We start from the raw sequence: 12,083 nt of genomic DNA on the forward strand, positions 1-12,083 counted from the left end.
CTATGCCATCTCAGCGGTCGAGTGATGCGACGGGCGACGCTCCAGTTCCATCGCGAAGACGCTCATGGCCAGAAGGTCGGCGGCACCGCCCGGACTGAGCCGACGCCCGACAAACGCGCGATGGATGCGTTCGGCACGTACCTGCCAGGCCGGATCGCCGACACCGCCTCGATCGAGAAAGTCCCGCGCTGCCTGTTGCGCAAAGCGCAAACCCTCCGCGCCGCCGCGATGCAATAGATTGGTGTCTTCGACAGCGGCAATCAGCGAGAAACACGCCTGCACACGGGCCGCCTCATGCTCGCCCGGGGCAATGTGCTGCGCATCGTGCAACGCAGGCAGCCCAACCTCGTAGACACTGGGAAAACCTTGCGCTGCTTCCTGGCGCGCGCCGCCCGCGCCATAGCGTGCGCCGGCCATTTCGCCGTGACTATCGGGAAGCCTTGGGCCGGCAAGAATCTCCCTGCCCCACCGACGCTTTACCACGGTGCCCAACGCTTCATCCGCATAGACGAGGCCAGCCTCTCGCAGCCCAGCTGCCGCGCAGAGCAGGCCAACGCCAAAGATGGCGCCACGATGCGTATTCACTCCGCCAGTGGCAGAGAGCATGGCGTGTTCGGCGCGCAAACCGATCTTGCGTAGCGTCGTCATGGACGCATTGTGCATGCCGGCATCAACCAGGGCGGCAAAGTAAGGCCGTAGAGCCAATGCGCTTCGCTTGAAGGTGTCGGCGTCCATATCGGTATGGCTTCCGGCATCGACATGACTCACCAGCCCCGGCTTGGGCCACGTTTCGATTTCCAGTATCAAACTGCGCTCGGCCCATGCGGCCACCCGCTCCTGAAACGATTGCGCAGGCGGGCGGTCAGCAACCGGAACATTCGACACTACGGTCAGGCGAGCATTCATGAGGGCATTCCGATAAACGATTCCCGCCGACAGAGGATCACGTCAGCCGCCGTTTTTAAAACCAGCTCAGGCGCACCGGAGTGCAGTTCGCGCCAATTCACGCCGGCGCCATCGGCACGCAGCAGTTCGCCATCGATGCGTACCGGCGCGAGCGAATCGATATCGGCCAGGTCTGAAAGAAACCAGCTGATACGGTTGCGATCCGGAAGCGTCCAGACGATATCGAGATCGGAGTTAGAGCTCAGATACGTCAGACCTGTCAGCCGCTGCCATGCCAGGCTGCCGAACACACGAGCCTCCACGCCATACGCCCTTGCGTGAGTCGCCAGTTGCCACAGGCTCGGTTGCCAGGCGGCTGGTGCGGTATCGACGCATTCGGCCAATGTGGGCAACGGGGTGGTTGCAACGATGTCGCCGGCTGCCATCTGTAGGGCGATACGGCGCTTGCCTGCCGAAGGCGGCAGCGGCAAGCCCAGCGGCAGTCCACTGCCTTCGCCCGGCACGGGGCGGCGAACGATGAGCGGCCACCCGCGATCTACCCAGCCGGACAGCAACGGCTCGTTGGCCAGATCGCTACGCGAGGCGAGCCACGCGCGCCACGCGGCGGATCGAACGTGAACCAGCCGATGCCGCTGCAACAGCGGATCAGACGGAAGCGCGTGCAAGCTCATAAACACGCCTCGCGATATCGGCAGCCTTGGGACGGCCGTTGCGTTCCGCGCCGAGTTGATCGCGGTTGTCATCGCGCTCGGCCGGACGGGACAGTTGCGCCTGCAGCTGATCGGCGAGCGAGCTGGCCGGGTCCAGCGTGACCGCCACGGCGCCGGTCTGAAACAGGTTGTCCAGGCCGGGTGCAAAGACCGGTGTGGATTTGGCCTTCTCCTCCAGCACGTCGATGGACAATTTGGTTACGCGCGACATGGAGGGAAGATCCATCACCGCCGGCTCGGCACCGGGCAGCGCGAGCAAGGTGCGGGTGGCCAGCGCCGTGGCAATGAATGCTCCCGCTGCTGTGTGGCCATAGAGCAGACCGACCGTGCGGTGTCCCAGCTTGTCGGCGAGGATCAGGCACTTCGCCAGATGAGCCAGGAACTCGTTGATGCCCAGCAACTCGTCACGCTTGCTCATGCGTTGGCTGCCGCTGTCGATCAACACCAGGATCGGCTCGTTGCCGCCCGACTTGATGACTTCGATGACGTTGCCGGCGAGCTGGGCAGCCTCTTCCACGCCGACCGGCGTTTGACCCTCTACGCCAATCACGGCGATCGCCCCGCCATCCGGGAGGCGACCCTGCCCGGCGATCAGGCCACGCTCGCGAACGACGTCGTGGCCAGCGGGAAACAGCGATGCAAGAATCTCATCGAGCGTCATGACGAGGCTCCTGAAGGCGATCGGCGAGTGCAACGAATGCTTCGTAGGACAGGGCGGGGATGGTTTCAGGCTCGCTGGCGCCCAATGAACGCCAGATATCGAGCGCGTCCGCGCAGTCGCCGAAGTCGTGGATACGCTGTGCAAGGCGAGCCTGCTCCGCTTCCAGCGTGTCGAGCGTTGGCGCGGGGGCAAGCTCGATGAGATAGCGGGCGGCGTTGCGGAAGCTTTCGATGGTGTCGTCGGCAAACACTTCCGCGCCGCCGATCAGGCGTCGATGCTTGCCGCCCATGGTGCGCCATACCAAGGCACGATCCTTGGAGTCGAACTCCTCGACCCCACGATTGGTTTCGATGACTTCGGGACCGGAAACGCTGATGCGCCCCTGTTCCGACACCGCCAAGGCCGAGCAGCTGCCGGCGATCAATCCGCCGCCGCCGTAGCATCCCGAGCGACCGCCCACCAGGCCCACCACCGGCACGCCAGCGAAGCGCGCTTCCATCAAGGCGCGCATGATCTCGGCAATCGCCAGTTCACCGGCGTTCGCTTCTTGCAGGCGCACACCGCCGGTGTCGAAAAGGATAAGCACCGGCATCGAAGCCATATCGCGGGCGGCGCGCAACAGTCCCTTCAACTTGGCGCCATGCACTTCGCCAAACGCGCCGCCCATGAAACGGCCTTCCTGCGCGGCGACCAGCACGGGCGCACCGTCGATGCGGCCGAGCCCCACGACCATGCCGTCGTCGAACTGCTCGGGCAGATCGAACAGCGCCAGGTGCGGGCTAATCTCGCGCATTTCCGGGCCGATGAATTCCACGAAGCTGTTCGCGTCGAGAAGACCTTCCACGCGCTGCCTGGCTGAGGCCTCGTACCAGCTGTCGGTTGAGACAAGGGGCTGGCGCTCGACCTTTGCATTGTCCAGCGTGACCGTGCTCATGTGCGCTCTCCTTCCATCGCGCTCACGGCCTGTGCCAGGCGAAGCGCGACCGTGTCGGGCCGCGCACCGCCGTCGTTGATGGAGAGCTTCAACCCTCCCGGCGAGCGGCGTTCGACGAAGTCGGCAATCACGGCCTGCCACACCTCGCCGAAACCTTCCGCGGCGGTGCGAATGTCCACCTCGCACTCCCCGTCGGGAAGGATGCGTTCGACCAACACTTCAAGATTTCCGGAGGCCACTACGCCGACGATGGCCTGGCGCCTCGTGCCCTTTGCGCGCTGCTGCGCCTTGTTGCGGTAGTTGAGTGTTTCCACGATGGGTCTCCTCACCAATTTCGGAATTTGGACGGCGGTGCATACAAATGGCCGGACCACTGCACCAGGTCCTTGATCGAGCGAGCTGCGAGCCAGCGGCGATCGGCGTCCAACGGATCGATGCCCAGATCTTCCGGGCGCCGAATCACGCCGCGCTCCCTCAGCTGCTGCACCAGCTTCTTGTCGCGCGCCCGTCCTACGTCGGTATAGCCGGCGACGCCGCGAATGGCGTGTTCCCTCTCGTCGTTGCTTCGGCACAGCAAGAGGTTGGCAATGCCCTCCTCGGTAACGATATGGGTCACATCGTCGCCATAGACCATCACGGGCGCCAGTTCCAGGTCGAGCTTCGAGGCCAGTTTCAAGGCGTCCAGCTGTTCCACGAACATCGGTGCGTTCTTCTCGCCGAAGGTCTCGCCAATCTGTACGACCAGCTTTCGTCCCCGACGCAACGGCGCGGGACTATCGGGATCGGCCTCCTTGCCCGCCAGCAACCAGGGCTGGCTGGGATGGCGCCGGCCGCGCGCATCGCTGCCCATGTTGGGAGCGCCGCCAAAACCCGCCACGCGGTCGGCGGTGACCGTGGATGAATTGCCATGCAGGTCGATCTGCAAGGTGGAGCCGATGAACATGTCGCAGGCATACAGGCCGGCGGTCTGGCTCATGGCGCGATTGGAGCGCAAGGAACCATCGGGGCCGGTGAAGAACACGTCGGGCCGCGCCTGGATATAGGCGTCCATACCCACTTCCGACCCAAAGCTGTGGATCTGCTGCACCCAGCCCGATTCGATCGCGGGGATCAAGGTGGGATGCGGATTGAGCGCCCAATGGCTGGCCACTTTTCCCTTCAACCCCAGGCGTTCGCCGTAGGTGGGCAGCAACAGCTCGATGGCCGCCGTGTTGAAGCCAATGCCGTGATTGAGGCGCTGCACGCCATAAGGCGCGTAAATGCCCTTGATGGCCAGCATGGCGGTAAGGATCTGCGTTTCGGTGATGGCACCGGGATCTCGCGTGAACAGTGGCTCGACGTAGAACGGCTTGCCGCTTTCGATGACGAAGTTCACCCAGTCGCCCGGGATATCGACGCGGGGCAGCTTGTCGACAATCTCGTTGACTTGCGCAATGACGATGCCGTCCTTGAACGCGGTGGCCTCGACGATGGCTGGCGTGTCCTCGGTGTTGGGTCCCGTGTAGAGATTGCCCTCGCGATCCGCGCTGACCGCGGCAATCAACGCCACCTGGGGTGTGAGGTCGACGTAATAACGTGCGAACAGCTCCAGGTACGTGTGTACCGCGCCCAGCTCGATCTTGCCGCCAAACAGCAGTTTGGCGATGCGCTGGGACTGCGGCCCCGAATAGGCATAGTCGAGGCGCCTGGCGATGCCCAGCTCGAAGAGGTCCAGGTGCTCGGGCAGCACCACGCCCGATTGCACCATATGCAGGTCATGGATCCTGTTCTTGTCGACCGCAGCCAACGCGCTGGCCAGGAGATCGGCCTGCTTCTGGTTGTCGCCTTCAAGACATACCCGGTCGCCCGGCCGGATGACCGCCTCGAGCAGGGCCGTGGCGTCCGCCTTTGCCACGCGCTTGCCCTGCGCGTAGGCCGCTCCCGCACGTATCCTTTCATCGCGCAGACGCTGCGCGCTGTTCCAAACGGTCATACCCAATCCTCCGCGTATCTCAGTCAGACCTTTTCCGCCGACAAGCGAGAGCATCCGGATTCGCGGTCAAAAGGCCGCTGCGCCATGCCTCGTACTCGATGGAAAGATCCTAACGCGCGGAACGACGTGGGTTTATGAAGTTATCAGAGGGGATTCAGAGGAATCCCCGATGAGACCCGTGGCAAGTGCAGCAGCGCCGTGCAGTGGCCCGTCGGATCGGCGACGGGCCACCTGGCCAACTCAATGGCTGGCCAGCTTCTCCAGCGTCTTGCCCTTGCAGGCATCCGCCGCGAGCACGGGGTTGCAACGGGCGGCGACGCCACCGGGCAAGCCCACCTGATAACCATGATCGGACGGCTCGTTCACGGGATAGTCGGTGCTGATCATCTGCGCGCCGCTGTTGATGATGGCGTCGCGACGGGTGCCGTCGTTGCGCTTGCCCTGCCCTTGCTCGGGATCGTCCGAACGCGTGCGCACCAGGTAGCCGCGATGCACCAGTTCGTCGATCTGCGCCGCGCTGCACTCGTTGCATTCGGTGAAGGCTGCGTCCGGCGCGCCCGGTGTGGCATTGGTGAAGATCAGTCGATCCTTCAGCACCGGATGCCCTTCGAGATAGACGGGCTCTGCTTTGCGCTGGTCGAGCAGGAACACCACTTTGCCGCGTGCCTTGGTCAGGGTCGGCCAGCCACCTTCGCGCACGGCTTCATTGAGCGTGGCATGACTGCCGCGCACCTGGTCGGGCGTGATGATTTCGTCGGGTGCGAAGACAGAGGCGATCTCCTTGTCCAACGCATCGAACACCGCGGGCGTGAACGGATCCGGTGTGACGCTGGGAATCTTCGCCTGCAGGGCGCCCTCTTTCGTCTCGACCAGGATGAAGATCGGCACGTGGCCCGGATGTGCCTTCGACCACGCGCGTACTTCGGTCAGGCAGGCGGTGAATGGCTGGCAGGTGCTGCGCTGGTCGATGTCCTGGATGTGCATCACCTTGAAACCCGGCTGGTCGAACACGCCTGGTGCCGCCAGCGGCGGATCGTCCGGCAGGCCGGCCAGGTCGATCATGTGCGAGATCGACGGATGCGCGTACTTGCCGCCCTTGGGATCGGCAAACACATCGAGCTCGATCTGGCGCACGCCGTCGTCGAGCTGTTTGGTCAACGCGGGATGGCTGTAGTCGATGGCGGCGAGCGCCTGCGGTGCTTCCAGTTGCATCAGACGCGTGGCGCTGGGGGCGAAGCCCATGTGGTAGCTGTTGTGGGTGCCGATGACCTGGATCTGGTTGATGCGCAGCGCATCGTCGGCTACCGCCGGCGACACCAGCGCAACCGCGGTCAACGCAAACAGCGACCATGAAATGGAATGACGGAGAAGCATGGCGAACATCCTGGAATCGTGGGGAGAACGCGCCGGACCTGCCGGCGCGATGCAGGGAATCAACGCTTGGCCGTGCAGAGCGCGAAGCCGGGATCAGACAGCGACGGCGGCGGTGTCGTGGTGCCCCAGTGCGACGGTGTCGGTCCCATCACCAGCTTCAGCGTACCGCCCTTGGCGATCTGGCCGTGGCGGAACCATGCGTTGTCCAGCGGCTGGCCATTGAGCGTGGCCGACTGAATGTAGCGATTGACGCTGTGCCCATCGAGGTTGTCCACGACGATGGTGAAGGTGTGGCCGCCACCGAGGTCGATGTCCACGCGCGGATACGACGGCGTGCCGATCAGGTACACGTCTTGCCCTGCGTTCGGATAGAAGCCCATCGACTGGAACGCGTACCAGCTGGACATCGCGCCGGAATCGTCATTGCCCGGAATACCGTCGCGCGAATCCTTGAAGGCCTTGTGCAGATAGGTCAGCAGACGATCCGCCGTGCGGTCCGGGCGGCCGGCCCACAGGTACAGATCGGGAATCAGGAAGCCCGGCTCGTTGGTGATGTCGAAATGCAGGCCGTCGAACAAGGCGTCCAGCCGCTTCACGAAGGCCTCGTTGCCGCCGGAGAGCTGCACCAGCTTGCGACCGTCCTGCGGCGCGTAGAGCGAGTACGTCCACAGGTCGCCTTCATAGTAGAAATCCGGCCAGGTGCCGCGACGCACCAGGTATTGCGGCGCCCAGCTCCCATCCGCGTTGCGCGGGCGCAGGAACCCGGTGATGCCCTCCTGCTGCCACGAGGCATCCCACAGGTTCGCCCAGTTGCCAGCATGTGCCTTGTACAGCTCGGCGTCCTTCGCATGGCCGAGACCGCAGGCCACTTCGGCAATGCCGAAATCGTCATAGGCGTACTCGACGGTGCGCGAGCCGGCGCGTTCGGTCGGCTGCGCGATGTACCCGAGCTTGTTGTACGACTCCAGGCCGCCGCGACCTTCCTTGCGCGCGTCGGCGGGCGGCACCTGCGCATCCTTCTCCACCGCCTTCAGCGCCGTGGCGTAGTCGATGCCGCCCAGTCCTTTCACATAGGCATCGGCCACCAGCACGTCGGCATTGCTGCCACCCTGCGTGCGGCCGTTGTCGTTGCCCACGCGTGCATCGGGCATGTAACCGGCGTGGCGATAAGTGTCGATCAGCGAACGCAGGATATCGCGCTGGCGATCCGGTGCGATCAGGATCAACAGCGGCGCATCGCTGCGGAAGGTGTCCCAGATCGCCTGGAAGTCGTCGTAATACGGTTCCTTCGAGGACCACTTCGGATTCTCGCCGGTGTGGTCCGACGGCATCATCATGGTGTGGTACAGCGCGGTGTAGAACTGGCGGCGCTGCGTTTCCGTGGCGCCACCGATCTCGATGCGGCCCAGTGCCTTGTTCCACTGCGCTACGGCAGCGGCACGCACGTCGTCGAAGCGCCAGTCACGCACTTCCTCGGTCGCGTTGCGATGCGCCTGCTGTGCGCTGACAAAGGAAATGCCCACCTTGGCCTGGATCGTCTGCCCGGCCGTGACGCGATAATCCAGCGATCCACCCAGCGGGCGATCGGTCTCGGTGCTGGCTTTCGGCGTCGCGCTCAAGGTGTCGCCCAGCCACGTCTGTGCGCCTTGCGACGGCGTGTCGGTGATCAGGTCGAAATACACGTCGTACTCGCCGCCTTCGTTCCAGCCGCCGATATAGCGGCCCACGCCGACGATCTCATTGGGTGAGACCACCGACATCTCGCCACCGAGGAAGCGCTGCGTTTCCTCGCCCGTTCCCTTCTCCAGCAGATCCAGGTCCAGCGTGATGTGCGCGTCGCCGGCCTGGGCGAAGGTATAGCGATGCATGCCCACGCGACGCGTCGCGGTCAGCTCGGCCTTGACGCCGTAGCGATCCAGGTTGACCGCGTAATAGCCGGCGTTCGCCTGCTCGCCGCTGCGTGGTGAATGGATGTCCTTGGGATTGAGCGTGCCCGTCACCGGCGCCACGCGGATGTTGTCGTACTTGCCACCGCCACCGCTCAGATGCAAATGGCTGAAGCCGCGGATATCGCCCTCGCTCTGGAAACCCTTGCGGGCGCCGAAGCCACGGATATCGGGTCCCAGCTTGACCATGCCGAACGGCGTGGTGGCGCCGACGAATACCTCGCCGTACCAGTCCTCGCCGATCAGGGGGTCAACGTCCGCCGCATGCTCGGCGGCCAGCGCGGGAAGTGCGGGAGCAAGTGTGGCCAGGCCAAAGATGGCCATGCGCAAGGCCTTGCGCAGAGATGGGTAGCGTTTCATCAGGATCATGTCGACTGTCTTCTTCAGAACGTATAGGTCATCTGGACCGTGTAATTGCGTCCGGACAGGTAATAGAACGTCGGGTTGGTCGCCGCGCCGTTGCCTTGGATGACGCTGCGATGGTCGAACAGGTTATTCAATGAAAGTTGCAGTCTTAGATCAGGCATGAACCGGTAACCGAGATTCAGGTTCGTATAGTTGTACGCCGGCAGCCGCGCGTTCGGGTTGTAGTTGGCACCGCTGGTCTCGCCGGTGGCCGTGTAACGTGCGCCCACGTACTTGGTCAGGAACGAACCGTAGAACTGGCCGCGGTCGTAGATGAAGCCAACGTCGGCGGTGGAGCTGGGCGCGTTGGCAATCTGCAGGCCCGTGGTCTTCGAATACGCGCTGTTGAGGCTGCCATTGGCGGTGAAGCTGAAGCCCGAATGGCCGAGCACACGCGTGAACTCGGCCTCGATGCCCTTGTAGATCACGCCGCCCTGGTTGAAATACACGCTGATCAGCGAACCGTCCGGACCGATCGGTTCTTCCACGCTGTTCACCAGGTTGCCGAAGTCGATGTAGTAGACGTCGATGTCGGCGACGGTCTGCTCCGTCTTCCACACCAGGCCAGCCTGGTAGTTCTTGGTGGTCTGCGGATTGACCTGGCTGCCGTCGCCCTGCAGGATCGTCACCTTGGGCGCCTGGAAGCCCTCCGCCCACTGCGCATAGCCGGAGAGATTCGGGCTGAAGCGATAGTTCACCGCCACCGCGCCGAGGTTCGTGCTGAAGTGGCCGCTGCCGCCCACCGGCAGGAAGTTGGAAACGCCATCCAGCGTGCGATCGAAGTTCACGTGCTTGAGGCCCGGCACGATGCTCAGGTTCTCCACCGGCCGCCATTCCACTTCCACGTAGCTCTGCGTGGTGTTGGAGTGCGCATTGGTGTCGATGATCTGGTCGTTCGGCGTGCCGGCCAGCGTGCGCGGCGTCATGGTGGAAAGATCCACCGTCACCTCGTGCTGGCTCTGGTACGCGCGCTCCGCCCAGATGCCGGCACGCAAGGTGCTGTCGAGCCAACCGGTGCCCAGGTCCTTCTCCGCACGCAGCATGTCGCCCCAGGCGCGATAGGCGCTGTGGTTGACCGCGCCCGGCACGCCGCCGTGCGGCAGCAACGCCTGGTTGGGCGTGTTGCCCAGCAGGTCCACGCCGCCGGGACCGCCGTCGCGCAGGCTGTACGTGTAGAGCTTGTTGTCCAGGCGCCAGCTGTTGTAGTCGCCATGCAGCTGCAGGTATTCGAAATCCGCGTGGCGATCGTCCACGTTGTACTTGTAGAAACCCTGCGTGTCGGGATCATCGGTCAGGCCGCCGAAATCGATGCCGTAGCGATCGGTCTGCTTGCGCGGCTGTGCGGTGAAGGTGTTCCAGTTGACCTTGTTGTAATCGGCGACCAGGGTAAGCGTGGTGTGCTCGCCCAGCGGCTGCTTGATCTTGAACAGCACGTTGTCCTGCTTCAGGCCGGCGTTGTCGAGCAGGCCGTCCGTTTCCAGATGACTGTAGTTCACCGACGCCTGCGTGCCGAGGTTGCCGAACGTGCCGGTGTTGCCCTCGCCCGCCACCTGCCAGGTGTTGCCGCTGCCGTACATGGTCGAGAGCTGGCCGGAGGGTTTGTCCGTGGTGGGTGCCGAGTAAAGCGCCACCGTGCCGCCGAAGGTTGCATTGCCAAGATTGCTGGCCGTGCCAGGGCCGCGATCCACCACTACCTCACCGAGCGATGGCGCGGGAAAGAACGCCGTGGTCGCATGACCGAACGCGCCCGGGTCGCCGAACGGAATACCGTCGAAGCTCACGTCGTACTCACCGTCCTGGAAACCGCGCACCGTGCCGCTCTTGCTGGAGAAGCCCGCACCATTGGGTGACGCGTTGATCGCTGAGGGCGTGAGTTCGAGCAACGCGAGGTAATCGTCCTTCGGCGAGGCGATGGTCTGGATGTAGTTGCGGTTGAGGATGGATTGCGGCTCCAGTTCCGACAGGCTCGCCTGCGAGGGCGCCAGGGCGGATGCCGTACCCGGTGGCGCTGCATTGGGATCGTCGACTGCGGCCGACACGGAAATGCCTTGCAGATTGCGCGCGTCCTGTGCGGCCACGCCGCAGGCGGCGGCCAGGGCAGCCACGCCCAGGCCGAGACGGATTGCTTGACGCATGAACGACAGACTCCTTTGTTGGCACGCAGCCACCCGCCACGGAGCCGTGCTGGCCCGGGGATCGTGTCGGAGCGGCTGAAATGTGCGACCATGGGAAAGAGTAGTGAAAACTATCTTTCTGTCATGACAACAAGTTGACGCTCGTGTGGCGAGGCCACCGGCACGACATCAGCACCGCATGCGTGCGAGCAATCAAGGCTGCTAATGTCGCCGCTCGCGTCGCCATCCGTTCGACCAACAAGGAACACGCATGAGTACCGGCAAGGCAGCCAAGAAAACCATTGCGCGCGCGGCGAAGATCGACCTGGACACCAAGCAGCAACCGGTGCAGCAGCGCTCGGTGGAAACGTTCGAGCTGATCCTCGAGGTCACCGCGCAACTGCTCGGCGACGTGGGCGTGGAGAGGCTGTCCACCAACATGGTGTGCGAAAAAGCGGGCATCAGTCCGCCGGCGCTGTACCGCTACTTCCCCAACAAATACGCCATCCTCAAGGAACTCGGCGAGCGCCTGATGGCGTGCCAGAACCGCGCCTATCGCGAGTGGCTGGAAGCGGAGCAACAACTGCATTACGACGGCTCGCGCGACGCCACCACGCGCGGCCTGCGCGACATGCAGTCGCGCATCAACGCCGCCACCATGGCCTTTCCCGGCTCGGCGTGGATCATGCGCGCCTTGCGTGCGGTGCCCACGCTGCGACACATCCGCCTGGATTCGCACGAGTCCGTCACCGAGACCAGCTACGACGCATTGCGCGGCCGTTATCCGCATGCGGACGAAGCCGCGCTGCGCCTCTCCATGCGCCTGTCCACCGAAGTGATGTACGCCGCGACGGAAATGGTCATCGACAATCCGCAACTCGACGGCAACCTTATCAATGCCGAAGTGGCCGACATGGTCGTACGCTACTACGACAAGTTCGTGGAGAACGAGGAAGCCTACGCGGGTACGCTGAAGAAGCGAGCGGCACCGAAGAAGCAGGTCACGAAGAAGACGGTTGCCGCGCGCAAGACGCGGCAACGCTGATCGCGCCCATCGCCGT

At 63.9% G+C, this 12,083-nt stretch carries 10 protein-coding genes; 1 reads left to right on the top strand and 9 read right to left on the bottom strand.

What is annotated here, in order from left to right; translation table 11 throughout:
- The 9 genes from mdcB to ISP20_RS13475 all read right to left on the bottom strand — a co-directional run bounded on the left by mdcB (position 1) and on the right by ISP20_RS13475 (position 11,043).
- The gene (gene mdcB, locus ISP20_RS13435; RefSeq protein ID WP_204636591.1) at positions 1–906 is read right to left on the bottom strand and encodes a triphosphoribosyl-dephospho-CoA synthase MdcB; all 906 of its coding nucleotides are present in this window, start codon (positions 904–906) and stop codon (positions 1–3) included.
- The gene (gene mdcG, locus ISP20_RS13440) at positions 903–1,577 is read right to left on the bottom strand and encodes a malonate decarboxylase holo-[acyl-carrier-protein] synthase (protein WP_204636592.1); all 675 of its coding nucleotides are present in this window, start codon (positions 1,575–1,577) and stop codon (positions 903–905) included. Before mdcG ends, mdcB begins: the two co-directional genes overlap by 4 nt.
- Positions 1,552–2,277: a biotin-independent malonate decarboxylase subunit gamma gene (mdcE, locus tag ISP20_RS13445; RefSeq protein ID WP_204636593.1), complete on the bottom strand. Its 726-nt coding sequence runs from the start codon at positions 2,275–2,277 to the stop codon at positions 1,552–1,554. The genes mdcG and mdcE overlap by 26 nt, the downstream gene beginning before the upstream one ends.
- Positions 2,264–3,211 (bottom strand): biotin-independent malonate decarboxylase subunit beta, encoded by a 948-nt coding sequence (locus ISP20_RS13450; protein WP_204636594.1) that lies wholly within the window; start codon positions 3,209–3,211, stop codon positions 2,264–2,266. Before ISP20_RS13450 ends, mdcE begins: the two co-directional genes overlap by 14 nt.
- Positions 3,208–3,525, bottom strand: a complete 318-nt coding sequence (gene mdcC, locus ISP20_RS13455) for a malonate decarboxylase acyl carrier protein (protein ID WP_204636595.1) — start codon at positions 3,523–3,525, stop codon at positions 3,208–3,210. Before mdcC ends, ISP20_RS13450 begins: the two co-directional genes overlap by 4 nt.
- An 11-nt stretch (positions 3,526–3,536) precedes the next feature.
- Positions 3,537–5,183, bottom strand: coding sequence for a malonate decarboxylase subunit alpha (mdcA, locus tag ISP20_RS13460; protein ID WP_204636596.1), 1,647 nt, complete (start codon positions 5,181–5,183; stop codon positions 3,537–3,539).
- Between the two features lie 240 nt (positions 5,184–5,423).
- Positions 5,424–6,557 carry a phosphatidylinositol-specific phospholipase C1-like protein gene (locus tag ISP20_RS13465; RefSeq protein ID WP_204636597.1) on the bottom strand — a complete coding sequence of 378 codons (1,134 nt, stop codon included), beginning with the start codon at positions 6,555–6,557 and terminating at the stop codon, positions 5,424–5,426.
- A 59-nt stretch (positions 6,558–6,616) separates the two neighbouring features.
- Positions 6,617–8,872, bottom strand: coding sequence for a GH92 family glycosyl hydrolase (locus ISP20_RS13470; protein ID WP_204636598.1), 2,256 nt, complete (start codon positions 8,870–8,872; stop codon positions 6,617–6,619).
- Between the two features lie 14 nt (positions 8,873–8,886).
- Positions 8,887–11,043 carry a TonB-dependent receptor gene (locus tag ISP20_RS13475; RefSeq protein WP_204636599.1) on the bottom strand — a complete coding sequence of 719 codons (2,157 nt, stop codon included), beginning with the start codon at positions 11,041–11,043 and terminating at the stop codon, positions 8,887–8,889.
- Positions 11,044–11,293: 250 nt separating this feature from the next.
- Between ISP20_RS13475 and ISP20_RS13480 the strand changes: the two genes are divergently transcribed.
- Complete coding sequence (locus ISP20_RS13480) at positions 11,294–12,067, top strand: TetR/AcrR family transcriptional regulator (protein ID WP_204636600.1); 774 nt, start codon at positions 11,294–11,296, stop codon at positions 12,065–12,067.
- Positions 12,068–12,083: the final 16 nt, after the last annotated feature.

The sequence above is a fragment of the Dyella kyungheensis genome, from assembly GCF_016905005.1.
Lineage (GTDB): Bacteria > Pseudomonadota > Gammaproteobacteria > Xanthomonadales > Rhodanobacteraceae > Dyella > Dyella kyungheensis.